Origin of the sequence: Thiomicrorhabdus sediminis, assembly GCF_005885815.1 — a bacterium.
Classification (GTDB): Bacteria; Pseudomonadota; Gammaproteobacteria; order Thiomicrospirales; family Thiomicrospiraceae; genus Thiomicrorhabdus; species Thiomicrorhabdus sediminis.
This window is the reverse complement of the sequence record NZ_CP040602.1, coordinates 1,165,956-1,191,269: the sequence shown is the minus strand read 5'-3', so window position 1 is coordinate 1,191,269 and position 25,314 is coordinate 1,165,956. Positions and strand designations below refer to the sequence as shown.

At 45.7% G+C, this 25,314-nt stretch carries 19 protein-coding genes and 4 tRNA genes; 4 read left to right on the top strand and 19 right to left on the bottom strand.

Annotated elements, in window-relative coordinates; translation table 11 throughout:
* Positions 1–118 precede the first annotated feature (118 nt).
* From rpsA to gyrA, 8 genes are all read right to left on the bottom strand, one after another.
* Positions 119–1,780, bottom strand: coding sequence for a 30S ribosomal protein S1 (gene rpsA / locus FE785_RS05430; protein WP_138564787.1), 1,662 nt, complete (start codon positions 1,778–1,780; stop codon positions 119–121).
* A 213-nt stretch (positions 1,781–1,993) separates the two neighbouring features.
* Positions 1,994–2,662, bottom strand: a complete 669-nt coding sequence (gene cmk / locus FE785_RS05425; protein ID WP_138564786.1) for a (d)CMP kinase — start codon at positions 2,660–2,662, stop codon at positions 1,994–1,996.
* A 33-nt stretch (positions 2,663–2,695) separates the two neighbouring features.
* Positions 2,696–4,033 carry a 3-phosphoshikimate 1-carboxyvinyltransferase gene (gene aroA, locus FE785_RS05420; protein WP_138564785.1) on the bottom strand — a complete coding sequence of 446 codons (1,338 nt, stop codon included), beginning with the start codon at positions 4,031–4,033 and terminating at the stop codon, positions 2,696–2,698.
* Positions 4,034–4,156: 123 nt separating this feature from the next.
* Positions 4,157–5,023 (bottom strand): prephenate dehydrogenase, encoded by an 867-nt coding sequence (locus FE785_RS05415; RefSeq protein ID WP_138564784.1) that lies wholly within the window; start codon positions 5,021–5,023, stop codon positions 4,157–4,159.
* Between the two features lie 57 nt (positions 5,024–5,080).
* Complete coding sequence (gene hisC / locus FE785_RS05410) at positions 5,081–6,202, bottom strand: histidinol-phosphate transaminase (protein WP_138564783.1); 1,122 nt, start codon at positions 6,200–6,202, stop codon at positions 5,081–5,083.
* A 44-nt stretch (positions 6,203–6,246) separates the two neighbouring features.
* Positions 6,247–7,338 carry a prephenate dehydratase gene (gene pheA / locus FE785_RS05405; RefSeq protein WP_138564782.1) on the bottom strand — a complete coding sequence of 364 codons (1,092 nt, stop codon included), beginning with the start codon at positions 7,336–7,338 and terminating at the stop codon, positions 6,247–6,249.
* A gap of 49 nt (positions 7,339–7,387) precedes the next feature.
* Entirely contained in the window at positions 7,388–8,482 is a 1,095-nt protein-coding gene (gene serC / locus FE785_RS05400) for a 3-phosphoserine/phosphohydroxythreonine transaminase (protein WP_138564781.1), read from the bottom strand.
* 86 nt (positions 8,483–8,568) lie between these two features.
* Positions 8,569–11,214 carry a DNA gyrase subunit A gene (gene gyrA / locus FE785_RS05395; protein ID WP_138564780.1) on the bottom strand — a complete coding sequence of 882 codons (2,646 nt, stop codon included), beginning with the start codon at positions 11,212–11,214 and terminating at the stop codon, positions 8,569–8,571.
* A gap of 374 nt (positions 11,215–11,588) precedes the next feature.
* Between gyrA and ubiG the strand changes: the two genes are divergently transcribed.
* The 3 genes from ubiG (at position 11,589) to FE785_RS05380 (ending at position 13,867) form a co-directional block, all read left to right on the top strand.
* A complete protein-coding gene (gene ubiG / locus FE785_RS05390) occupies positions 11,589–12,329 on the top strand; it encodes a bifunctional 2-polyprenyl-6-hydroxyphenol methylase/3-demethylubiquinol 3-O-methyltransferase UbiG (protein ID WP_202978333.1) in 741 nt (246 codons plus the stop codon).
* A gap of 83 nt (positions 12,330–12,412) precedes the next feature.
* On the top strand, positions 12,413–13,081 hold the full coding sequence (locus FE785_RS05385) for an HAD family hydrolase (RefSeq protein ID WP_138564779.1): 669 nt from the start codon (positions 12,413–12,415) through the stop codon (positions 13,079–13,081).
* 69 nt (positions 13,082–13,150) lie between these two features.
* A complete protein-coding gene (locus tag FE785_RS05380; protein ID WP_138564778.1) occupies positions 13,151–13,867 on the top strand; it encodes an SDR family NAD(P)-dependent oxidoreductase in 717 nt (238 codons plus the stop codon).
* Here the strand turns inward: FE785_RS05380 and FE785_RS05375 are convergent.
* The 5 genes from FE785_RS05375 to FE785_RS05355 are packed head-to-tail and all read right to left on the bottom strand — an operon-like array spanning position 13,864 to position 20,396.
* Entirely contained in the window at positions 13,864–14,079 is a 216-nt protein-coding gene (locus FE785_RS05375) for a hypothetical protein (protein ID WP_138564777.1), read from the bottom strand. The genes FE785_RS05380 and FE785_RS05375 overlap by 4 nt on opposite strands.
* Before the next feature lie 17 nt (positions 14,080–14,096).
* Positions 14,097–15,767: an ABC transporter ATP-binding protein gene (locus FE785_RS05370; protein WP_138564776.1), complete on the bottom strand. Its 1,671-nt coding sequence runs from the start codon at positions 15,765–15,767 to the stop codon at positions 14,097–14,099.
* 2 nt (positions 15,768–15,769) lie between these two features.
* The gene (locus FE785_RS05365) at positions 15,770–17,155 is read right to left on the bottom strand and encodes an ABC transporter permease (RefSeq protein ID WP_202978332.1); all 1,386 of its coding nucleotides are present in this window, start codon (positions 17,153–17,155) and stop codon (positions 15,770–15,772) included.
* Positions 17,152–18,129 carry an ABC transporter permease gene (locus tag FE785_RS05360; RefSeq protein ID WP_138564774.1) on the bottom strand — a complete coding sequence of 326 codons (978 nt, stop codon included), beginning with the start codon at positions 18,127–18,129 and terminating at the stop codon, positions 17,152–17,154. The genes FE785_RS05365 and FE785_RS05360 overlap by 4 nt, the downstream gene beginning before the upstream one ends.
* Entirely contained in the window at positions 18,129–20,396 is a 2,268-nt protein-coding gene (locus FE785_RS05355; RefSeq protein ID WP_338065104.1) for an ABC transporter substrate-binding protein, read from the bottom strand. The genes FE785_RS05360 and FE785_RS05355 overlap by 1 nt, the downstream gene beginning before the upstream one ends.
* A 285-nt stretch (positions 20,397–20,681) precedes the next feature.
* Between FE785_RS05355 and FE785_RS05350 the strand changes: the two genes are divergently transcribed.
* Positions 20,682–21,461, top strand: a complete 780-nt coding sequence (locus FE785_RS05350) for an enoyl-ACP reductase FabI (RefSeq protein WP_138564773.1) — start codon at positions 20,682–20,684, stop codon at positions 21,459–21,461.
* 434 nt (positions 21,462–21,895) lie between these two features.
* Here the strand turns inward: FE785_RS05350 and FE785_RS05345 are convergent.
* The 6 genes from FE785_RS05345 to lon form a co-directional block, all read right to left on the bottom strand.
* Positions 21,896–21,972, bottom strand: a tRNA-Asp gene (locus FE785_RS05345).
* A gap of 8 nt (positions 21,973–21,980) precedes the next feature.
* Positions 21,981–22,056, bottom strand: a tRNA-Val gene (locus FE785_RS05340).
* A gap of 113 nt (positions 22,057–22,169) precedes the next feature.
* Positions 22,170–22,246 (bottom strand) — tRNA-Asp (locus tag FE785_RS05335).
* 1 nt (position 22,247) lies between these two features.
* Positions 22,248–22,323, bottom strand: a tRNA-Val gene (locus tag FE785_RS05330).
* A gap of 146 nt (positions 22,324–22,469) precedes the next feature.
* Entirely contained in the window at positions 22,470–22,742 is a 273-nt protein-coding gene (locus tag FE785_RS05325; protein ID WP_138564772.1) for an HU family DNA-binding protein, read from the bottom strand.
* 109 nt (positions 22,743–22,851) lie between these two features.
* On the bottom strand, positions 22,852–25,266 hold the full coding sequence (lon, locus tag FE785_RS05320; protein WP_138564771.1) for an endopeptidase La: 2,415 nt from the start codon (positions 25,264–25,266) through the stop codon (positions 22,852–22,854).
* Between the last annotated feature and the right edge of the window lie 48 nt (positions 25,267–25,314).

The following is a 25,314-nucleotide window of genomic DNA, read 5'->3' as shown; positions in this document are numbered from 1 at the left end:
TTACTCTTATTTATCTCTCCTTTGGAGAGTTTCAATAAACCCAATGCAAACACATTGGCGAGACCAATGGACGGCCAGTATAACCAGCCGCCCTCTTCAGGAGTGAAATGCAATTAAATTACATCTTGTCCTTAAGTAGGTCACCAAGAGTATTACCAGTAACCTGCTGTTCAGCTGAGTAACCTTTGATGGCTTCAGCTTCTTCAGCGGCTTCTTTAGCTTTAACAGATAAAGATAGAGAGCGGTTCTTACGATCAACGTTAGTGATCTTAGCAGAAACTGTATCACCTTCTTTCAATACTGAAGATGCATCACGTGTATCTTCTAACAATTCAGAAGCGCGTAGGTAACCTTCAACCTCAGGCGCCACATCGATAACAGCACCTTTCTCGTCGACAGACTTAACGGTACCTTCGATAATGCTACCTTTACCGTTCTCAGCGATGAACTGACCAAATGGATCTTGTTCTAGCTGCTTAAGACCTAGAGAGATACGCTCACGCTCTGGATCGATAGATAGGATAACTGTTTCCAGCTCATCGCCTTTCTTGAAGTCACGGATAGCTTCTTCACCAGGAACGTTCCAAGAGATATCTGTCAGGTGCACCAGACCATCGATACCACCGTCTAGACCGATAAAGATACCAAAGTCAGTGATAGACTTGATAGAACCGGAAATCTTATCGCCCTTAGCGTGAGTCGCTGAGAAACCTTCCCATGGATTAACAGTACACTGCTTGATAGATAGAGAGATACGACGACGCTCTTGATCAACATCAAGGATCTTAACGCGAACTTCTTGACCTAGGTGTACAACCTTAGATGGGTGGATATTACGGTTAGTCCAATCAAGCTCAGAAGTATGAACTAGACCTTCAATACCATCTTCGATTTCGATGAAAGCACCGTAATCAGTGATGTTAGCAACCTTACCGCCAACTTCTGCACCCATTGGGTAACGAGAAACCATATCTGCCCACGGATCTTCTTCAAGCTGCTTAAGACCAAGAGATACACGGTTACGCTCTTTATCGAACTTAAGAACCTTAACTTCGATTTCATCACCAACCTGTACAATTTCAGATGGGTGGTTAACACGACGCCAAGCCATATCTGTGATATGCAGAAGACCGTCAACACCACCAAGGTCGATAAACGCACCGTAGTCAGTAAGGTTCTTAACGATACCTTTAAGAGTTGAACCTTCTTCCATGTTAGCAAGAATCGCTTCACGCTCAGCAGAAGACTCCTGCTCGATAACCGCGCGACGAGAAACAACAACGTTGTTACGCTTACGGTCTAGCTTAACAAGCTTCAATTCAACTTCTTTACCTTCGAGGAAACCAAAGTCGCGAATTGGACGAATATCAACAAGTGAACCAGGTAGGAAACCACGAACGCCTTCAACGTCAACAGTCAGACCACCTTTAACCTTACCAGTAACAAGACCGGTAACCACTTCACCTTCTTCCATAGCCGCTTCAAGGCGATCCCAAGTTTTCGCACGCTTAGCTTTTTCACGTGACAAGCGAGTTTCACCAAGACCATCTTCCAGTGTCTCTAGGTAAACTTCAACTTCATCACCAACAGCAACTTCTAGTTCACCGTTAGCGTTTAAAAACTGAGACTTAGGAATGGCAGACTCAGATTTCATACCTGCGTCTACAAGAACTGTTTCTTTGTCGATACCAACAACAGTACCGATGATTAGAGAACCAGTGTTAAATTTGTCTTGCTGTAAAGACTCTTCAAATAATTCAGCGAAAGATAATTCACTCATGGATAGTATTACCAATTTTTCATAGCCGCTTACCAACCTCTTATGGGAGTATTGGAGGGAAAACGGGTCAGTTAACAATAGTCAGCTTCCCAATCACCGACAAAAAATACAAATCCCCGGGACCTCTTGGCACCAGGGATTCGATAAATTCTTTTTAATTCAATCAGTTAAAAACTTTTATTAACTTGTAAATTAACCATTTGAGATAGAAGTTTACTTCATTAAGTTCCTATCCCATAACAAAGCCATCGCCTTTTGACAGACTTCATTGATATCCAAATCGGAGGTATCAATGATAATTGCATCGTCTGCAGGCTTTAAAGGAGCTGTCTTGCGACTCGAGTCGCGTAAGTCCCTTTCTTCGATGTCTTTGGTTATCTGAGCAATGTTAGCATCAATACCTTGGTTTTTCAACTGTTTAACACGCCTTTCTGCGCGTACCGCTGCGCTTGCCGTCAAATACAGCTTCAACGGTGAACCGGGAAACACCACAGTTCCCATATCACGACCATCAGCAATCAAACCAGGTGACTGCGCAAAAGCCTTTTGGCGGTTGAGCAAAGCACTCCGCACCTCCGGAATCGCAGCTACAGTAGAGGCAACCGCGGCTACCTCTTCGGTGCGCACCTTTGCAGTCACATCAGTACCATCATAGATAATACTGGTTGCTTTAAATTCAACCGGTAAAGTTTCCGCCAGCGCCACCAATGACGCAACATCATCAATTGCAATCTGATTGGCAGTTACACCATAAGCCAAAGAGCGATAAATCGCCCCACTATCCAGTAAATGAAAACCGGTCTTACAGGTCAGGTATTGTGCCAGGGTTCCTTTACCGACGCCGCTTGGCCCATCAATGGTTATTACCGGAAACTCTGACATACTCAACTCACTCTCTTTTAATTATTGGCTTTATTATTCGCTGATTACTTCAACCTGCAGACCGACCTGATTCATCAAATCCACAAATATCGGAAATGAAGTATTCACGTTTGCGCAATCATCAATCACGATCTCATCACTGGCAAACAAACCGGCAACAGTCATTGCCATAGAGATACGGTGATCATGATGGCTTTCAATCACCGCATTCTGCTTAGACTGTTTGCCACCGTTAATAATCATTCCATCCGATGTCGGCTGCGCATCAATACCCACCGCCTGCAGCGCATCGGCCATAACCTGAATACGGTCAGACTCTTTAACACGCAACTCTTCAGCACCGGTTAACACCGTTTTACCTTCAGCACTTGCCGCCACCACAAACAACACAGGGAACTCGTCAATCGCCAGTGCAACCAACTCCTCTGGAATTTCAATACCTTTCAATGGCGCATAGCGGATATGCACATCGGCAACCGGCTCTCCACCCACTTCATGAGGGTTTTCCAGAGTGATATCCGCACCCATCAACTTAAGAATTTCAATCACACCGATACGTGTTGGGTTCATACCAACGTGTTCGATAACCAGATCAGAATCCTTGGCAATCGCCGCCGCCGCCATAAAGAATGCCGCCGATGAAATATCCGAAGGCACATCGATATGACAAGCGGTTAATTTGCCGCCGCCCTGCAGACAGGCTTTCATGCGTTGATTATCCAGTTTTTCACTATTTACCTGATAACCGAAACCATTCAACATACGCTCGGTATGGTCACGCGTCGGGGCGGGCTCGGTGGCGCAAGTTTGACCATCGGCAAACAACCCAGCCAGCAACACACAAGACTTGACCTGAGCACTTGCCATCGGCAAAGTGTAATCAATCGCTTTTAGAGGCTGACCTTGACCTTTGATCACCATTGGCAAGGTACCGCCTTCCGAGGTTTCCAGTTGCGCGCCCATCAAGGCAAGCGGATCCGTGACACGCTTCATCGGACGTTTCGATAAAGAAGCATCACCAATTAAGGTACAGTCAAAATCCTGACCGGCCAAAATACCGGCCAACAGACGTGTTGAAGTACCCGAATTCCCCATATCCATAGGTTTTTCAGGTTTTTTTAAACCGCGCAATCCCACACCATGAATGGTCACATTTCCATTCTCAGGGCCTTCGATCTGCACACCCATATCGCGAAATGCCTGCAAGGTGGCTAAAGCATCGGCCCCTTCAAGAAAACCGGTAACGGTTGTCGTGCCTTCAGCCAAAGCGCCAAGCATAATACTGCGGTGAGAAATGGATTTATCGCCAGGAACACGAACACGACCTTTTACTGTGCCGCCGGCCTGAACCTTGAATTTAACGTTTGCCATAGAAACTCTTTAAAAATGAATACTTAGCCGATCTTTTTAGACCCAATACCAAGTGGTTAATTTTGAATGGCGCCTATTATACGCATTTCACAATCAATTGTTGCGGCTAAGCAGAGATAAATATTATTTAACGATATGGGTATCACGGGCATTTTTTGCACTGGTGAAAATATCGAATAGCGCATCGCCGTCTTTATTTTCGACCAGCTTGATAATATTACTCAATTCATCCTGATAGGCTTGCAACCACTTAACGATCGCTATCGAGTTTTGCGTGCTGATATCGCGCCACATGGTGGCATCGCTCGAAGCAATACGGGTAAAGTCACGAAAACCGCCCGCGGTATATTTAAATACATCACCCAACTCTGGGTGCTCATTAAGCATATCCACCAGAGCAAACGCCAATAAATGAGGGAGATGACTGGTTGCCGCAAAAATCTCATCATGCTGTTGCGCAGTCATAGTTTCCACATTGGCGCCCAATGCCTGCCATAACTCGGTAACCAAAGCTATTGCGGCCTGATTGGTCGTTGCCAAAGGCGTCAAAATCACACGATGGTTAATATAAAGTTTGCCATCAGCAGCAGTTACCCCGCTTTTTTCTTTACCGGCGATAGGATGCCCCGGTACAAAATTATCCGGCAACCTGCCAAATGCTTGCTCAGCCAAAGCGATCACTTCACTCTTGGCACTGCCGCCATCGGTAATAACGGTGTTTTCATTGATATGCGGCTGCATATCCATCATCACTTGGCCCATCGCACCTAAAGGCGTGGCAATAAATACCAAATCACTGTTCGCAACCGCCTCAGCCAAATCGGTGCTGTAACTATCGACCACACCAAGCTCGACAGCCTGCTTAAGAGTAGATTCAGTTTTGCCATAGCCGACGATCTGTTCAACCAGATTCGCCTCTTTCAAGCCTTTGGCAAATGAGCCGCCAATCAAGCCAACCCCGATTACAGTGATTTTGTTCAGTTTTTTCAATTTCAATCCAAGCTATTTGTTTGTTTTTCGGTATGCCAACGCGTACTAACACGCAAGTTAATTCAGCAACCCCTTAAGCACATCAATAAAAAAGTCATTTTCAATCTGCGAGCCGACAGAAATGCGCAGATATCCTGCCATGCCGTAATTGGCAACCGGACGCACAATTACGCCCTGCTGTAATAACTGCTGATTCAATTTGGCGGCATCATCTCCGACATTGACACAAATAAAGTTCCCCACCGATGGAATGTAATCAAGCCCCAAGTCAGCAAACGCCTGAGTCAATTGGCGCATACCTAAAAAGTTCTGTTTCACCGATTCGGCAACGAATGTTTGATCGTTCAATGCAGCAAGCGCGGCAACCTGTGCCATCTGATTGACATTAAAAGGCTCACGTACCTGATTGATATAACCGATAATTTCTTCACAACCCGCCATATAACCTACGCGTAATGCCGCCAAACCATAAGCCTTGGAAAAAGTACGCGAAACCAATAAATTGGCATAGTCACTCAGATAATCGGTGCCATCAAAGAAACGATCTTGCTCAACAAAACTACGTGCATACTCGATATAGGCTTCATCAAGCACGACAATGATATGACTTGGCACTTGTGCAATGAATCGCTGCCAAGTCTGTTTGTCAAAATAGGTACCAGTCGGATTATTGGCATTGGCCAGATAAATCACCTTGGTTTTATCACTGATCGCCGCCAAAACAGCATCCAGATCATGCCCATAATCCTGAGCAGCCACCTCAATACCTTTGGCACCGACCACCTGCGCCGAAATCGGATAGACGGCAAAACCGTATTGCGAGAAAACAATCTCATCACCCGGCCCGGCAAAAACACGCGCCACCAACTCCAGCAGCTCATTGGAACCATTACCAATAGCGATCTGTGACGACTTTAGCTGTAAAAACTCAGCCAAGGCCGCCTTCAACTGATAACAACCACCATCTGGGTAGCGCGCCACTTCGGTTAACTGCGCACTGATCGATTGCTTAACCTGCTCACTGCAACCCAGCGGGTTCTCATTGGACGCCAATTTGACCACGCTCTGCAACCCCAATTCACGCTGTAACTCGCTGACCGGTTTACCCGGAACATAAGGATGGATAGCGGCAATTTGTGGCTGTAACCGTTGGCTGAAATCGGTTGTTTTTTGACTCATAAATATAATCGCTCGAAACAGGTCTTGAAACAGACCAAAGATTGTTACAGAGGAGAAACCGGAAAAGATCCCAACAACTTATAAAAAGCGGATTTGGTTTCCACCTCATCCAAGGCTTCTTTGAGGTTGGCGTCGTCTTTATGACCGATCACATCGATAAAAAACACATAATCCCAAGTCTTTTCGGTAGAAGGACGCGAAATAATACGTGTCATATTAATATTGCGTTTACTGAAACACTCCAGAACATCCAATAAGGCACCGGCTTTATTGTGAATGGAGATAATCAATGAAGTTTTATCCAAGCCGCTTGGCTGAGTAATATCCTTACCCACCACCCAGAACTTGGTGTTGTTGTCATGATAATCTTCGATATGTCTATCAAGAATATTCAATTGATAAAGCTGAGCGGCCTCTTCCGAAGCGATCGCTGCCAGCGTGGCATCCGCCTGCGCCATTTTTGCAGCCAGCGCATTCGATTCAACCGCTTCGACTTCAGCCCCCGGCAAATGGTTTTTAATCCATTGCTCGCATTGGCCTAGCGCCTGCTGATGGGCAACCACCTTTTTGATCTGGGCATGCTCAAGGGATTGCGACATCAAGCAGTGATGGATCTCCATCTCGACTTCACCGGAAACCTTCAGGCGTGTTCGCATCAACTCGTTTTGAGATGACTTGACCACACCTTCGGATGAATTCTCTACTGGCACCAGACCGTAGTTGGCCTCGCCTTTTTCAACCGCTTCAAAAACCGCTTCAATGGTGCTAACAGGGTGTGCGACAACTGACGAACCGAATTGTTTCAACACACTGGCGTGGGAATAACTGCCTTCCGGCCCCAGATAAGCGACCGTTACCGGCTGCTCAAGCGCCAAGCAAGCCGACATAATCTCTCTAAACAATTTAGCCATTGACTCGTCAGGTAAAACGCTGTCATTACGCTCTTTTACCGCACGCAATACCTGCGCTTCACGCTCCGGGCGGTAAAAAACGGCATCCACCTTGCCGCCCTGAGTTTTGATATCGGCAACCTTTTGTGCGCATTTGGCACGTTCGCCAATCAAAACCTGAATCTGACGATCGATTTCATCGATCTGGTTACGAATATCAGTCAATTGCTGTTGTTCTGTTGTCATCTAATACCCTGTTATCAATCCGAGTTATTAAAGCCATTAAGCTCGCCAATTAGCCATGTTTCGCGGCAAACTGCTGCATAAAGTCAATCAATGCATCTACACCTTCTTCCGGCATAGCGTTATAGATACTGGCACGCATACCGCCAAAAGCCTTATGGCCTTTAAGACTCAATAAACCGGCTGCTTTTGACTCTTCAAGAAAAACCGCATCCAACCCAGAGGTCGGCAAGTTGAAGGTCACATTCATCCACGAACGCTGAGACTTGTTAATATCGTTACTATAAAAACCAGACTGATCGATATAATCGTAAAGCTTTTGGGCTTTGCGCTGATTCACCGCAGCAATCGCTGCCACACCACCGGCTGATTTAATCCATTGGAATACCAAGCCCGCCAAATACCAAGCAAAGGTTGCCGGTGTATTGAACATCGATTCGTTGTCCGCATAAGTCTGCCAATTCATCAACGTCGGTGTCATTTTACGTGCTTGACCAATCAAATCTTCACGAACAATCAAAATCGCCAAACCGGCTGGGCCGATATTTTTCTGCGCCCCGGCATAAATCATGGCGTATTTACTGACATCAATTTCACGACACATGATATTGGAAGACATATCGGCAATTACCGGCTTACCTTGGGCAAAAACAGCTTCCAATTGATCTTCCTGGAACTCGACACCGGTAATGGTTTCATTCGAGCAAATATGGATATATTTGGCATCCGCGGAGAACTTCCATTCCGACTGGGGCGGAATTTCGGTTGGGTTCATTTCATCCGAACCGGCAACGATGTTGACATTACAGTAACGCGAAGCTTCCTTGATCGCTTTGGTTGACCAAACACCGGTCTTGAAATAATCGACGGTATCGCCTTCATTGGTCAAATTCATTGGGATCGCTGAGAACTGTAAAGACGCACCGCCATGAGTCAGCAGCACTTTATAGTTGTCCGGGATTTGCATAATCTCACGCAAATCCGCCTCAACCTGATGCGCCACCGACATATACTCTTTTGAACGATGACTCATCTCCATAACTGACATACCAGTGTCGTGCCAGTTTAAAAATTCAGCTTGTGCTTTTTGCATTACCGCCTCTGGCAGCATGGCCGGGCCAGCACTAAAATTAAATGTTCTAGACATTTATCATTTCCTTAAATATCAAAAAGATAAAACACCTAGTTAAAGGCGTTTTATCTATTTTGAAAACTACAAATTAATGGGTTTAACTAGGCTTTGCTATCAGGCTCTGATGGCTCGGCCGAATTGTCAGCACCCGGCTCAATGGCATTCGCTTCTGCGTCTTCTGTCGAATCGGCATCAAGCACTTCAGCTTCAAGCAGCTCTTCTTCCTCATTGATATCGACTACCGCGACACCAACAACCTGCTCACCCTTACCGACGTTAATTAACTTAACCCCCTGGGTGTTACGACCCACTACGGATATTTCCGAAACGCGAGTACGAACCAAAGTCGCCTTATTGGTGATTAACACCACCTCTTGTTCAGGCGATACCGAAACCGCAGAAACCACATTGCCGTTACGGTCTGTGGTCTTAATCGAAATAACCCCTTGACCACCACGATTGATCGTTGAGTAATCACTGGCTGGCGTACACTTACCAAAACCGTTTTCGGTCGCGGTCAAAATCAATGCGTCAGACTTAGCGATCTGCATACTGATGACCTTGGCATCACCAGCCAACTTCATGCCGCGCACCCCTCGAGCGGTACGACCCATAACGCGAACATCACTTTCTTTAAAGCGAATCGCCTTACCGATATCGGTAAACAACATGACTTCCTGCTCACCATCGGTTAACGCAGTACCAACCAGCTGGTCGTCATCCAGCAGGTCAACCGCGATAATCCCGTTGACACGAGGACGTGAGAAATCCTTCAAGGCAACACGCTTGACCACCGAGTTACGAGTTGCCATAAAGACAACGCGATCATCAAATTCGTCAACCGGCAATACCGAAGTAATGTGCTCCCCCTCTTCCAGAGGCAAGACATTAACAATCGGCTTACCACGGCTACCACGGCTCGCCAACGGTAATTGCCATGTTTTCTGCCAATACAACTTACCGCGGTTAGAGAAGCACAGCAGCATATCGTGCGTACTGGCAACAAACAGTTGACCAACTTCATCTTCCTCTTTCATCGCCGTAGCCGATTTACCTCGACCACCACGTTTTTGCGCTCGATAATCGCTTAATGGTTGCGTCTTGATATAGCCATCCTGAGATAGCGTCACAATACGGTCCTCAACCGCAATCAAGTCTTCCGCATCAAGGTCTTGATACGCATAATCAATCTCGGTGCGACGTGCATCACCAAAGTTCTCAACCACTTCAGCCAATTCTTCTTTAACCACTTCGGTCAAACGATCCGGGTTTCTTAAAATCTCCAGGAACTCGGCGATTTTCTCCAAAAGATTACGATATTCTTCAAGAATCTTGTCCTGCTCTAAGCCGGTCAAGCGGTGTAAACGCATTTCTAGAATCGCTTGCGCCTGAACCGGTGAAAGTTTGTAGATAGCGCCATCGGCACCAAAACCTTCCGGTAGATCTTCAGGACGCACATCTTTCATTTCAACGCGTTCCAGCATATCGACAACCGAACCGATTGCCCAATCACGTTCCAGCATCCGCTCTTTAGCGACCGCCGGACTTGGTGATGCCTTGATCAATTCGATCATTTCATCGATATTGGTCAGAGCGACCGCTAAACCTTCCAGCACATGGGCTTTTTCACGTGCTTTGCGCAGGTCGTAAATGGTACGACGTGTCACCACTTCACGACGGTGCTTCACAAAGGCTTCAATCACCTCTTTAAGGTTCAATAGTTTCGGCTGGCCATCGATCAATGCGACCATATTGACACCAAACACCGTCTGCATCGCAGTCTGCTTGTATAGGTTATTGATAATCACCTCAGGCACTTCACCACGGCGAATCTCAATAACAATACGCATACCGTCCTTATCGGACTCATCACGCAGACCAGTAATACCTTCGATCTTTTTCTCTTTAACCAGCTCAGCAATACGTTCAATCAACTTCGCCTTGTTCACCTGATAAGGCAACTCATGAACGATAATCTGCGCCTTGCCCGATTTATCGGTTTCAACACTGGTTTTTGAACGGATTTTAACGCGACCACGACCGGTTTCATAAGCCTCACGAATACCGGAAGTACCGTTGATCAAACCGTGGGTCGGGAAATCTGGTCCGGGAATGTGCTCCATCAAACCGGCAATGTCGATTGCCGGATTATCAATATAGGCCAAACAGGCGTTAACCGTTTCCGTCAGGTTATGTGGCGGAATATTGGTCGCCATACCAACCGCGATACCCGAAGAACCGTTGACCAGCAAGTTAGGAATACGTGTCGGCAAAACATCCGGTTCCGATTCGGAACCGTCATAGTTTTCCGAGAAGTTAACCGTTTCTTTATCAAGGTCAGCCAACAACTGATGTGAAATCTTCGCCATACGGATTTCGGTATAACGCATCGCCGCTGGTGAATCACCATCGACAGAACCGAAGTTACCTTGCCCATCTACCAACATATAACGTAACGAGAACGGCTGCGCCATACGAACTATCGTATCGTAAACCGCGGTATCCCCGTGCGGGTGGTATTTACCGATAACATCACCGACAATACGTGCCGATTTCTTATAGGGCTTGTTAAAATCATTGCTCAGTTCATTCATCGCGTATAACACACGACGGTGAACCGGCTTCAAACCATCTCTAACATCCGGTAGCGCTCGACCTACAATTACGCTCATCGCGTAACTCAGGTAGGATTGCTCCATTTCGTCTTCTAAGGAAATCGGAATAATTTCACGTGCAAATTCTGACATTGACCATCCACTTATTAAATGAATTAAGAAACTTTAATAAAATCCCATTATATAGCATGTGAAAAGCAAATAAAGGGCTTCATAAGCAATATTTTTCATTCTCGACACCCTATCGAGAATTTATTAAAAACCTCTCAGAGGCGCTTATTTTCAATTTAAAGCTAAATTTAGCAAATTATTAAACGCTAATCTCAGTAAAAACCGCTTAATTGCACTCGAATTTCGTATAATCTCATAAAAGCTTTTTCAGGGTATTTTCGCGCTCGATACAGAGTCCGTTGCTGGTTCAACCAACAACAGCAACAAAGAACCGCCCTATTACATTGTTTTATATACGTTATTTATTTAACACCGATTTGAAAATGGATGTTTTTATGAGTCAACAGACAGAAAATGCCAACCCGTCTGAAGTCCAGATGAACTTTGATCAACAGGAACTGGATAATTTCAATCGACTGTCCAGTACCTGGTGGGATCCAGAAGGTGAGTTTGCCGCACTCCATAAAATCAATCCGTTACGTCTGGAATTCATTCAACGACATAGCCACCTAGCTGGTCAGAAAATTGTCGATATCGGCTGTGGCGGTGGCATTCTGAGTGAATCCCTGGCGCAACTTGGCGCACAGGTCACCGGAATCGATCTGGCTAAAGAGGTTCTGACGGTTGCCAAACTGCACGCTTTAGATAAAGAAGTGCAATCGGTACGTTATGAGCTGGTTGCAGCCGAGGATTACGCCCAACAGAACCGAGCGCAACACGATATTGTCACCTGCATGGAGATGCTGGAGCATGTACCCGATCCACAAGCCATTATCCAAGCCGCCGCAGATTGCGTCAAACCGGGTGGCTGGGTGTTTTTCTCGACTCTTAACCGTAATATCAAGTCCTACTTATTGGGCATCGTCGCCGCAGAGAACATTCTCAACTTGGTTCCTAAAGGCACCCATACTCATGACAAATTCATTAAGCCGTCCGAACTTGATACAATGGCGCGCAAAGCGGACTTATACCTAAGAGATTCCGCCGGAATCGAGTTCAATCCGCTAATCAATCGTTACGGTCTAAATAATGATTTGGATGTGAACTATATTCTCGCGTATCAAAAAGCAAAATAAAAACACGAAAAAATTAGGCTAGGACAAAAGGCTGAACCTGGTGTTCGGCTTTCAAATTTAACTATTACAGCAGATCAATATTCATGAGCATTAAATGCGTTCTTTTTGATTTAGACGGTACCCTTCTGGATACCTCTATGGATTTCACCCAAGCTTTGAAAAAAACCTGCATGGAATTCAATCAGCCGGTTTTAAATTATCAGCACGTCCGCAACTCGGTTTCCAAGGGTGGTTTGGCGATGACCAAACTGGCTTTTCCACACCTTGAAGGCGACGCCCTTGAAGAAAAGCGCCAGCGTTTTCTGCAACATTATCTGACTGATATCGATACCCATACTCAGTTATTCCCTGGTCTACTTAAAGGTTTACAGCATCTGGCTGATAATAATATCGCTTGGGGTATTGTCACCAACAAGCCACAGCACCTGACAAAACAGTTATTGCAGTCATTTAACTTTCCTAGTCAGCCAAAAAGCATTGTTGCCGGCGATACCCTATCGGTTCGCAAACCCGATCCGGCACCGATGTTTTTGGCTGCCGAGCAGTGCGGGGTAAAACCGGAAGAGTGTATTTATATTGGCGACCACCCACGCGATATCGAGGCTGGCATTAATGCCAAAATGCTGACCGGCGCCGCACTGTTCGGTTACCTACCGGAAGAAGCGAGTGAAAAAGACTGGCCGGCGGACGTTTTTTTCCATACCCCGGCGGAAATCAGTGAATTCATTATCACAAAGCTGAATATTGCATAGACAAGACCAACAACACCGACAAAACCGAATTGGGTTAAATACCCGAATTAAAAAACAACGAGAAAAATTATGAAAACCTATCTCATCACCGGTGCCGCACAAGGACTGGGTAAAGCTTTAGCAAACGCGTTAATCCAAGCTAACCACCAAGTTATTCTATTGGATAAGGAACTGAAACGCCTGAATGCCTTTTATGATGAGATAGCCGCTTCAGATATGAATATCGACTTGGTTGCTTTGTATCCTATGGATCTGCTCGGTGCCAATATCGAAAACTACAAGGAATTTCACAATATTCTTAAGCAGGAATACGGTCAACTTGACGGTGTCTTTTTGAATGCGGCGATTTTGCCGGCTTTCACACCAATCGAGCATTTTGACTACACGCAATGGTATGAAGTCCTGCACACCAATCTAAATGCCAACTTCCATTTGATTCAACAAACCCTACCCTTGCTAAGAAACGCTGAAAATGGCGCATTGGTGGCGATTGGTGATAACAATATCAATAAACACCCGGCTTACTACGGTGCCTACGGTGTTGCCAAAGCCGGCTTGAAACAACTCATGACCAGCACCGCCTATGAAAACCGTAATAGCGGAATTAACTGTTATTTCGCCGAACTGGAAAGCTTCGCCACCGAAGCGCGCGGTCGTTTATTTCCGGGTGAAAACCCGAATGACTTGAATCAGGTTGAAGATATCGCTGAATTTATTTTAGGTACCATTTTGGAAAAACAGGAAACAACTGAAACTGTTGATTTTGGTGTAATTGAAAAGCTTTAATCTTTATACATAAGCGTAAGCAAGGCAATCATCAAACTAAAAATAGCGATAACGAGAGATATGACTGAAATTCTATTAGAAAACTTATCAGTCTTGTATTTTCTATGATTTTCCCTTCTTTGCTGCTCTAGCTTTATCATCTCAATGACTATCGGATCATAAGAAAGATGTAGCTCATGATCTGATAAATGGGAAAATTCATTTTTTCCCATAGCAACCCTTTGTCAATTTAAGCCGAAATCGCTTTACGAATCAGTTCCGGAGCCGATGCCAATAGTTGCTTGGTGTAGTCATGCTGCGGATTATGCATGACCTCAGCCACCGTACCCTGTTCGACAATCTTACCTTTTTGCATTACCGCGACCTGATGTGCGATAGACGGGATAATCGATAGATCATGGGTAATGAATAGATACGACAATTGATATTTCTGCTGCAATTCATCGAGCAGCTTTAATACCTGTGCGCGCACCGAGACATCCAAGGCGCTGGTTGGCTCATCGCAGATAATCAATTCAGGCTCTACCGCCAAGGCGCGAGCAATACCGATACGCTGGCGCTGTCCTCCGGAAAACTCGTGCGGATAACGGTATTTGGCTTCAATATCCAAACCAACCTGGCTCAACAGCTCATCAATACGCTGGTCTTGCCACACCTTAGTTGGCTCACCGACTTTCAGGCTCACCATACCCTCGCGAATAATCTCGCTAATGGTCATTCGCGGGTTAAGGGCGGAAAACGGGTCTTGGAAAATGACCTGAATCTTTTTACGCAAAGGTTTCATCTGTCTTTCCGACAAATCGGATAGATTGATGACATTCTCATTATCGATAAAAGTGACGGCGCCATCCGTTTGATTGACCAATTTAAGAATCGCCTGCCCGATAGTGCTTTTACCGGAACCCGACTCTCCCACCAATGCTAGCGTCTGCCCCTTGGCAATACTAAGGCTCACGCCATCCACCGCCTTAACATGACCAACCGTGCGCTGGAAAATGCCTTTTTTCACCGGAAAATGCACCTTAAGCTCGTTCAAGGTCAATAATGGCGCCTTGTCTTCCACAGATTTCAACTCTTGGGCGGGAATGGCATCACTTAACAGTTGCTGGGTATAAGGCTGGCTGGCGGCACTAAAAAACTGATTTTTATCCGCCATCTCGATGATTTTACCTTGTTTCATCACCGCAACACGGTCTGCCATTTCATACACCACTCCCATATCGTGGGTGATAAACAAAATCGATAGACCACGCGCATCTCGAATCGACTTTAATAAATCCAATACTTGCGCCTGAATGGTCACATCCAAAGCGGTAGTCGGTTCATCGGCAATCAACAGGTCCGGTTCACAGGCCAAAGCCATGGCGATCATCACTCGTTGTTTTTGACCACCGGAGAGTTGATGCGGATACCAGTCATAACGGGCATCGGCATCGGGAATACCCACCTCTTCAAACAGTTCCACCACGCTCAAGCGTGCGGCTTTGCTTTTCAAACCCAAATGACGGCGCAACACTTCAGCGACCTGATCCCCCACTTTCATCACCGGATTAAGTGAAGTCATCGGCTCCTGAAAAATCATCGCCACACGCTTACCGCGAATAGTCTGCATTTGTGATTCGGTCTGCGAAAACACATCGATCCGATCTAAAACCACATCGCCTGAACTCACTTGAATCGCTTCTGGCAGCAAACGCATCACTGCCAACGAGGTCAATGATTTACCACTACCGGATTCCCCGACCAATGCGAATATCTCTGCCTGATTGATATCAAAACTGATATTATCGATCAGGCACTTATCACCAACATGCAGACTCAAGCCTTTGACATCGAGCACCTTTGCAGGTAACTGATTTTGATTGGTGACAGTTTGTATAGGCTCATTCACAGAAGACATAGTTATTTCTCAGTATTATTTCTGGGGTTCAACACCCATTGAACTCGATCGGCAAACAGATTCGCCGCCAAAACCAAAGCGAACATAAAGCAAAACGCGGATAACAGCGACCACCAGACCATCGGCTCGCGCGCCATTTCCAAACGCGCCTGGTTAATCATATTACCCCAGCTTGGCGTGGTCGGATCAACCCCGACGCCAACATAAGAGAGCACTGCCTCCGCCAACACCAAACCACTAAAATCCAACACCAGAGCGATCAATACCAAGTGCATCAGATTCGGCATGATATGACGGCGAATAATGGTAAAAGGCCCCATTCCGAAAGCTTTTGCGGCGGTGACATATTCGATTTGACTGATTTTCAAGGTTTCCGCACGCAATAGACGGCATAACCCGGTCCAGCTGGTGATTCCCAGAATCAGAATCAAAAACAGCAAACGTAAATCGGCACGCTCTTCGGAAGAACCGAACCAGTCGGCGTTATTGGCCATAATCGACTGCATCACCAATACCGCCGCGGCAATCAACAGTACCCCCGGAATGGAGTTTAAAGTGGTATACAGATATTGGATGATATCATCGATCCAACCTTTGAAGTAGCCTGCGCTAATGCCCAAAACCAATGCCAGTGGCAACATCACCACCGTCGTCAACGCGCCAATCAAAATACCGGTACGCACACTTTTTAGGGATTGGTAAAAGACATCGTCACCGACTTTACTGGTTCCTAAAACATGGTAATCGAAACTTAACAGATACAAAAAGACCGCGGTAAAAACCAAAATAAAAACGGTGACATAAGCGGTTTGCCACGGCAACTTTATCGGATGCTCGCCAGCGTGCAGCTGAGCGAATGCGACAAATTTGCCGTAAGCATGAATGGAAGCGAACACAAAAAGCAATAACACTGCTGCCATAAATGCCCAGCTCGCTTGTTTCACCAGATACCAACTCGCTGATTTATCATCATTGCTGAAATAATCGGCAACGTGTTGTAACGGCAAAAACTGCTGGCTCACCTGCCCTTGTTCATCATAAACAATACTGCGACTGTATTCATGACTGGCAAACGGTGCCGAATAGGTACGTTCGGTTTTAACAATCAAATGACTGAACACCATATCCAATGGCGTCATCTGTATGGTCGTTTGTGCTGCGTTTTGCGCTGAGCTCTGTGTTTCCACATTGAAATGAATCGAGTCCGCAAGCGCCACCATAAAATACACCACCAAGACAATAGCGGCTGCCATCGCAGTTTTCGAACTGAAAACCTGACGCCATTGTTGGCGTTTCTGCTTATCTGCCAAAATCTGTTTGATCGCCACCAGCAATAGGCCAAACAATGCCCAAAGCATAATATCTGTCCAGTAGAAAGACGGCATCATGACAATTTCACCCTTGGATCGAAATAAGTATAGGAGATGTCGGTCAGAATCAGCCCGATGATATACAGCACCGAACCTAAAAATACCATCGCTTTGACAATGGCAAAATCCTGCGCCTGAATCGCCTCGATGGTATAGCTACCCAACCCTGGAATACCGAAGAAGGACTCCATTATCAGACTACCCATAAAAAGGGTTGGAATCACCACTACCACACCGGTCAAAATCGGTAAAAGCCCATTTTGCATGACATGGCCAAACAGCACCCTGACCTCTGAAAGTCCTTTGGCCCTGGCGGTTCGCACATAGTCCCTGTGAATCTCTTCGAGGAAGATACTGCGATACCAACGTACTCCGGCACCTATACCGGCAAACACACCAATCAACACAGGCAGAATCAAAAATTTCCAGAAGTCGGTACCGTCCGAATAGCCGGAAATAGGTACCCAATTCAGCATCTTACTGAACAGCACCTGCCCGGCAATGATGTAGAACAGCCCGGAAATAGACATGATCGCCACAGCGACCGCCATCGCCGTCCGATCGAGAGTGGTGCCACGAAACAGCACGATTAACAGCGCCAAGGCAATATTGGTGGTCAGACCGATAATAAAAGTCGGCAACGCAATGGCAAGACTCGGCCACATGCGTTCATAAACATCAGCGGAAATCTGTCTACCGGAATCGGATTGACCGAAATCAAACTGAAATAGCTTTACCGATTCCTGGACAAACAAGGTATCTGTAATGGTTTCAATACCGCCTTGTTCGCTATTGAAAAACAGCGGCTTATCATAACCTCGGTCAGCCTTCCAAGCGGCTATCATTTGCGGCGTTGTCTGTTTTGCACCGAGCTGCGCGCGCGCCATATCATCCGGCGTATTGACCATGAAAAACAGTGCAAAAGTAATCAGATTCACACCAATCAGAATCGGAACGGCGAATAACAGGCGTCTGACAATATAGGCAAACATCAATAGCCCCCCTGATCTGTTTGCGGCTTAATCACTTCAGCCTGGCGTTTTTGGTAAGCCCTGAAAAGCGGCCAGATGCTGATCAGCAGCAATGCCAACAAGAGCCAAAGCGGCCAAACAACCGGCTTATTCCATTGCTGCTGCGCTAGTAACCGCTGCTCTGTATCGATACGACGATATTTGATGGTATTGTTCGCCAGCGCATTCGGCCAGACGTTTTTCAACCAACCATGATAAAGCGTTAAGGACTTAGGATTGATCCCCCAAGCCCAAGGCGCGTCCTTTTGCACTATGGCGATCATCTTTTTAATGACCTCTTCACGCTCGGCTCCGTTTGCCATGTTTTTCATACGCTTAAACAACTTATTGAACTCAGGGTTGTCATAATTGGCGCTATTGATACCGCTTCCATTGGTATTGATAGTGGCATTGGCACCATACAGCAAAAACAGAAAGTTTTCCGGATCCGGATAATCGGCATTCCAGCCCCAGGAGAACAGTTGCACCTTGGCACCACGCACCTTATCCTGAAAACGATTGTAATCGGTGGCACGAATCACCAGATTGATGCCAAGCTTGGCCAACTGTTTACGATACCAGCTCAGTTGCGCCTGACTGTCCGGTCCGGTGGCTGCAGTATCATAATAAAGCGTAAGCGCTTCACCATCGGCATTGAGCCCGTTTTCATAACCGGCGTCTTTCAGCAGCTGTTTGGCCTGCTCGATACTACGGCGCTGTTGACGGTTTTCTTTCCACTCATAAACATAAGGGTTAACTCCCTCTTTGCCATCCCTATAACCGGTAATACCCGGTGGGATTGGTCCTTGTGCGGCAACCCCTCGGCCATTCATAAAAATGGAAATATACTCTTCGAAATTTAACGCGATAGAGATGGCTTGACGCAATTTTTGTTGTTTGACTGAATAGCCGCCGACAACCGGGTCTGCCATATTAAAGCCAAAGTAATAGATGGTCGGCTGCACCTGGCTTAAAAACTGAATGCCTTTTTGCTGCATCACCTCGGTCAAACGCATATTGCCTCCGGCAGAAACCTTAACCGCTTGGTCAAAACTGTCAGAACTGACACCGGAGGCATCATAATAGCCCTGCAAAAACTTATTCCACAACGGCACATTTTCTTTTTCAAGACTGTAAATCACTTCATTGATAAACGGCAGTTTTTTACCCGCATCATCCAACAATGCCTGATCGGCATCGTCTGCAAGGCCATCGCTCGGATAAAACTCTTGATGAAATTGCGGGTTCTTCAATAAACGCATACGTTGATTGGGATTGTTCTCAGCCAGATAATAAGGCCCGGTACCAACCGGAGAGGTATCAAGCGTCAGGTTTTTCTCAACCAGCAATTGCTGCTTATAAAACTTATCCGCTTCCCAAGGAATCGGCGCAAAGAAGTTCATGGTCAGCCAATATAAAAACTGCGGATAAACGCCATTAACCCGGATAGAAAAACGATATTTATCAATAACTTTAACACCACTTATTTGAACATTTGTTAAATCATAATAAAGTGATTTAGAGTTTTTACCACTGGCTTTTAACTGCTGCTGATAAAGCTTGGTCTGGGTCTCGGAAAACTCTTGCAAACCGACAATATAAGGCAACATAGAATCCAACACCGGTGAATGGTTTTGTCTTAACGCCATACGTTTAATGGCATAAACATAATCTGCGGCGATCAGCTCTCGACTTTGCAACTGATCAAAATCATAGACGCTTTTGATTGATTGCCACGGCTTCGAGAATTGTTCAAGCCGTGTGTCTGTTAAATCGTGATAAAGGTATTGGTCGGCTTTTTTGGCAAACGCCGGATGCGATTTGTAAAAAACATCGGGCTCGAGCTCGAATAGATATTCACTGTAAACCATTTTTTTCGAATTGACTTTGACCGACTGTAGGTTTTTATCCAAATAGGAAACAGTTGGCATTGCCTTTAATGTCAAAGGTTCCAATTGATACGGACGCTTTAAATAATGATACTGCAGGGGCGGCTCGTAAATCTGACTGAGAATCGCCCACTCATTCGAGTTATAGGAAACCACCGGATCTAAATGTTTTGGCGGTGAGCCGAATGCGGAAAACAGGGTTTGTTCAGCGATAACATCTTCCGGATAAGGCGAATTCCAGCTCGCTGCCGATTGCATTGTTTGCGAAGGGTTCTCTACAGCGGCCGAAACCGTCTGCATACTCAGCGCCAGCACAGCTAAAGGCATAATCCATTTATTGATGATTAATCCTGCTTTCACTTCACCGTCTCAAATTCATTCATTTCAATCAAAACACTTCAAGCGTTGATAATATTGCATTCCTCTTGAAATTGCCATCGCTAGCCTAAAAAAGAGCCTATCACTAAATAATCAAGCAAACGGCGCCGCTTAAAAACATGCAAATTGCGGCCACTAATTTAGCCATAAATAATAAGTATTTGCCGTTATAATATCGACAAACCATAATGGTCGGCCTAGATTTAAGCTGATTAGAAAAACAAACAACCTCGTTCATATTCTAAAGACGATAAACTGGAGAATACTATGGGATTCCTTTCTGGAAAAAAAGCGCTGATTATCGGTGTCGCTAACAATAAATCTATTGCATACGGAATCGCAAAACAGATGCATGAACAAGGCGCGGAAATCGCCCTGACTTACCAAAACGAAAAACTAAAAGGTCGTGTTGAGAAAATTGCTGATGAATTGGGTTCTAAAATCGTTCTGCCGCTTGATGTAGCCAGCGATGCGCAAATTGATGAGACCTTTGCCGAACTAGGCAAGCAGTGGAATGACGGTCTGGACATCTTGGTTCACTCAGTCGCTTTCGCACCGCGTGAAGAACTTGAAGGCCGTATGATTGATGCCTCTACCCGTGAAGGCTTCAGTATCGCTCATGACATCAGCGCCTATAGCTTAACGGCTTGCACCAAGGCCGCGCACGAAATGTTGAAAGCTAAAAACGGTTCGGTGATGACCATCTCTTATTTAGGTGCCGAGCGCGCTGTACCGAACTATAACGTTATGGGGATCGCAAAAGCATCACTAGAAGCGACTGTACGCTATTTGGCAGCAGATCTTGGTCAAGACGGCATCCGTGTCAACGCCGTTTCAGCCGGCCCTATCCGCACTTTAGCGGCAGCCGGTATCAAAGACTTCCGTTCTATGCTGGATAAAGCAGCAGCCTCAACGCCTCTTCGTCGTAATGTAACGATTGAAGAAGTCGGTAATACTTGTGCGTTCCTATGTTCGGAGTTGGCATCGGGTATCACCGGTGAAATTACCTATGTGGATGGTGGCTACAACATCACAGCTTCTAACTAAGCTTAAAACGTCTAAAAACCGCTAACTCTTTGTTGCTTAGTCGCTCGTTTAGTTTTACTAAACTTCGCTTATAGCGCCTTGATTTAAAAGCTTTTATCTCATTTGAGATTATAAAGATACCCGCCAAATGCGGGTATTTTTTTATCCATTAAAAAAAGAAATATTTACAATTATGGTTGAAGCATCAAAATAACCATCTCTTAAAACTGAAAATGAAAACAGTAAATAGCCAATTGGCTAACGAGAACAAATTTAAGATCGGCTAGCGATAAAGAATTCGATTTTAATACCAAAGCAAGCGTCACTTGCTAAAAACGGCTCAGAGCCCATTTTATGAAGTCGTTTTTTTGTCGGAAACTAAAAAAACGTCGTTACAAAAAATTCAGGCAATAAAAAAGGCGATTAACCATAAAGATTAATCGCCTTTCGAATACTGGCGGAGCGGACGGGATTCGAACCCGCGACCCCCTGCGTGACAGGCAGGTATTCTAACCAGCTGAACTACCGCTCCTAATTGTATGGTGGGTGATACTGGGCTCGAACCAGTGACCCTCGCCTTGTAAGGGCGATGCTCTCCCAACTGAGCTAATCACCCAGGATAGATAAACAAAGTTTTACTCAGTTAAGTGATACTTTGTCTATTTTTTACTTATTGCAAACTCCTGAAATTCGCAATAAAAAAGCTAGTTAAAAACTAGCTTTAAAAACTGGCGGAGCGGACGGGATTCGAACCCGCGACCCCCTGCGTGACAGGCAGGTATTCTAACCAGCTGAACTACCGCTCCGTGGTGGGTGATACTGGGCTCGAACCAGTGACCCTCGCCTTGTAAGGGCGATGCTCTCCCAACTGAGCTAATCACCCAATCAAACTGTCTAAAACCTCTGGAAGCCGCTGTGGCTCTTGGTCTCAGTGCTTAATTGATGTGGCGTATTATAGAGTTCTGAGAGAGCATGTCAATCAAATTTGTCGTTTTTTTTTGACTTTTTTGATCGCCTTTTTATAAGTTATTAATTTACAGCTTCTTTTAGAGCTTTACCGGCTGTAAACTTAGGAACTTTAGCTGCCGGGATTTCCATCGTAGCACCGGTTTGAGGGTTGCGACCAGTACGTGCAGAACGCTCACCTACTTTAAAAGTACCAAAGCCGATGATAGCAACAGAGTCACCTGAAGCCATTGCTTTAGTGATTGCCGAAACAGTTGCGTCTAGTGCTTTAGTTGCATCTGCTTTTGTTAGACCAGCTTCTTCTGCGATTGCACTTACTAATTCAGATTTGTTCATTACTTTCTCCATGAGTTTTAAGTATTTTGTTGTATCCACCACCTAAGGCTTCTGCATTTATAGCAATCCTGACCAAATCGTGTCAAGAAAAAAAACCAAATTTTCCCAATTAATGCTGATTTGACGGCTTTTGTGCCGTTTTTGCGACATTCTCATCAGTATAAGTAATAGCCTCAGCCCCTTTTATTAATGGCTTTGGCTGCTCGAGCAAAGCCAATTCAAGCACCTCGTCTACCCATTGCACCGGATGGATATCAAGCTGGTTTTTGACCTCTTCCGGCACATCCGCTAAATCACGCACATTATCCTTGGGAATCAATACGGTTTTAATCCCCCCTCTTAAGGCCGCCAAAAGCTTCTCCTTAAGGCCACCAATCGGCAACACTTCACCACGTAACGTAATCTCCCCTGTCATCGCCACATCGGCCTTTACAGGGATTTTGGTAAATACCGAGGTAATCGCAGTACAAATGGCAATACCGGCACTAGGACCATCCTTTTTGATTGCACCTTCCGGGAAGTGCAAATGCAGATCATTGGTTTCATAGAAATCCTCGGCCAAACCAAGCATTTCCGAACGGCTGCGAATCACGCTCATCGCCGCCTGCACCGACTCCTGCATCACACTACCTAGCTGTCCTGTGGTCGACAACTTGCCTTTACCTGGCATTGCCGTCGCCTCGATACGCAGCAGATCACCACCAACACGTGTCCATGCCAGACCGGCTACCTGACCGATGCGGTTTTCAGAATCCGCCAAACCAACCCGATAACGCGCCACTCCAAGATACTCTTCGAGATCGGCAGCATCGACTTTAAGTGATTGAATGGAATCATCGGTAACGATCTTTTTGATCGCCTTACGGCAGATTTTCGCCAACTCACGCGCCAATAAACGCACCCCGGCTTCACGGGTATAGGTTTGGATAATCGCCATAATCGCCTGCTCCGTGACTTCCAGCTCACCTTTTTTAAAGCCATGATCTTTCATCGCGCGCGGCAATAGGTGTCTTTGCGCGATATTTAGCTTCTCAGGCTCGGTATAACCGGAAAGATTGATCACTTCCATACGATCCAATAGCGCCTCAGGAATGTCCATTGAGTTTGATGTCGCGATGAACATCACATCAGACAGATCATAATCGACTTCCAGGTAGTGATCGTTAAAGGTACTGTTCTGTTCCGGATCGAGCACTTCCAATAAGGCAGAAGCCGGATCACCACGCATATCACTGCTCATCTTGTCGATTTCATCCAATAAGAACAGCGGGTTTCGTGTTCCGGCACTATGCATCTTCTGGATAATTTTTCCCGGCAAGGCACCGATATAAGTTTTACGGTGACCACGGATCTCCGCTTCATCACGCACACCACCCAAAGCCATACGCACATACTTACGGTTGGTCGCTTCGGCAATCGATTTCGCCAACGAGGTTTTACCGACACCAGGAGGTCCAACCAGACATAAAATAGGCCCTTTCATTTTGCGTACACGCTTTTGTACCGCCAGATACTCGACAATACGTTCTTTGACCCTTTCCAGACCATAATGCTGCGCATCAAGCACTTCTTCGGCCTTATTCAGGTCTTTAGAGACACGGCTGCGCTTTTTCCACGGAATATCTAGCAACCAATCCAAATAATTGCGCACCACCGTCGCTTCGGACGATTGTGACGGCATCATTTTCAGTTTTTTCAATTCGCTTTTCGCTTTTCGCTGCGCTTCATCGGTCAAACCGGCTTCATCAATACGCTTATTGATGTCTTCAAACTCATTCACCGCTTCTTCATCACCGGATAGCTCACTGTGAATCGCTTTGATCTTTTCATTCAGGTAGTATTCACGTTGCGTCTTATCCATCTGCTTCTTAACTCGACTGGCGATACGTCTTTCCGACTCAAGCAACTCAAGCTCGGTTTCGACCTTTGTCAACACTTGTTCGAGACGCTCAACCACAGAGGCAAGCTCAAGCAATTGCTGCTTATCTTCGACCGACAATTTAAGATTGGCAGAAATCAAATCGACCATACGGTCCGGATTGTCTTCTTTTTGTACCGACGTTTTGATTTCCGACGGAATTTTTTTCTGCAATTCGGCATAAGCACTGAAGCGATCACTTAATGCACGCATCAATACGGTTTTTTCGGTTTCACTTTCTATCGGCTGGGCAATCTCGGTAATGTCACCAAGCAGCACATTGTCTTCAATATGCAATGAATCCAGATTAAAACGCTGCGCTCCTTCTACCAACACCTTAACGGTGCCGTCGGGCAATTTTAAAAGCTGCAAGATGTTTGCCATGGTACCGACCGAATAAAGGTCTTCCAGACTCGGCACATCCAATTCGGCACTTTTTTGGGTCACCAAAAAGATCTGTTTGTCACCCTGCATCGCTTCATTTAACGCATGAATGGAGCGCTCTCTGCCAACAAATAAGGGCATGACATTTCCCGGGAATACCACCACATCTCTTAGCGGTAACACCAATACATTCATTTTCATTGCTACTTGATCGATATCCATTTTTGTCCCTTATTGCTCCATAGCGGTATTTATACATATTAAACCGCA

Excerpts from the sequence above, each read along its gene's own strand:
- gyrA (WP_138564780.1), bottom strand. The coding sequence starts at position 11,214 with ATGTCAGAATTTGCACGTGAAATTATTCCGATTTCCTTAGAAGACGAA.
- ubiG (WP_202978333.1), top strand. The coding sequence starts at position 11,589 with ATGAGTCAACAGACAGAAAATGCCAACCCGTCTGAAGTCCAGATGAAC.
- FE785_RS05360 (WP_138564774.1), bottom strand. The coding sequence starts at position 18,129 with ATGTTTGCCTATATTGTCAGACGCCTGTTATTCGCCGTTCCGATTCTG.
- FE785_RS05375 (WP_138564777.1), bottom strand. The coding sequence starts at position 14,079 with ATGGGAAAAAATGAATTTTCCCATTTATCAGATCATGAGCTACATCTT.
- FE785_RS05325 (WP_138564772.1), bottom strand. The coding sequence starts at position 22,742 with ATGAACAAATCTGAATTAGTAAGTGCAATCGCAGAAGAAGCTGGTCTA.
- FE785_RS05365 (WP_202978332.1), bottom strand. The coding sequence starts at position 17,155 with ATGATGCCGTCTTTCTACTGGACAGATATTATGCTTTGGGCATTGTTT.
- FE785_RS05385 (WP_138564779.1), top strand. The coding sequence starts at position 12,413 with ATGAGCATTAAATGCGTTCTTTTTGATTTAGACGGTACCCTTCTGGAT.
- hisC (WP_138564783.1), bottom strand. The coding sequence starts at position 6,202 with ATGAGTCAAAAAACAACCGATTTCAGCCAACGGTTACAGCCACAAATT.
- pheA (WP_138564782.1), bottom strand. The coding sequence starts at position 7,338 with ATGACAACAGAACAACAGCAATTGACTGATATTCGTAACCAGATCGAT.
- rpsA (WP_138564787.1), bottom strand. The coding sequence starts at position 1,780 with ATGAGTGAATTATCTTTCGCTGAATTATTTGAAGAGTCTTTACAGCAA.
- cmk (WP_138564786.1), bottom strand. The coding sequence starts at position 2,662 with ATGTCAGAGTTTCCGGTAATAACCATTGATGGGCCAAGCGGCGTCGGT.
- serC (WP_138564781.1), bottom strand. The coding sequence starts at position 8,482 with ATGTCTAGAACATTTAATTTTAGTGCTGGCCCGGCCATGCTGCCAGAG.
- FE785_RS05350 (WP_138564773.1), top strand. The coding sequence starts at position 20,682 with ATGGGATTCCTTTCTGGAAAAAAAGCGCTGATTATCGGTGTCGCTAAC.
- FE785_RS05370 (WP_138564776.1), bottom strand. The coding sequence starts at position 15,767 with ATGTCTTCTGTGAATGAGCCTATACAAACTGTCACCAATCAAAATCAG.
- lon (WP_138564771.1), bottom strand. The coding sequence starts at position 25,266 with ATGGATATCGATCAAGTAGCAATGAAAATGAATGTATTGGTGTTACCG.
- aroA (WP_138564785.1), bottom strand. The coding sequence starts at position 4,033 with ATGGCAAACGTTAAATTCAAGGTTCAGGCCGGCGGCACAGTAAAAGGT.
- FE785_RS05380 (WP_138564778.1), top strand. The coding sequence starts at position 13,151 with ATGAAAACCTATCTCATCACCGGTGCCGCACAAGGACTGGGTAAAGCT.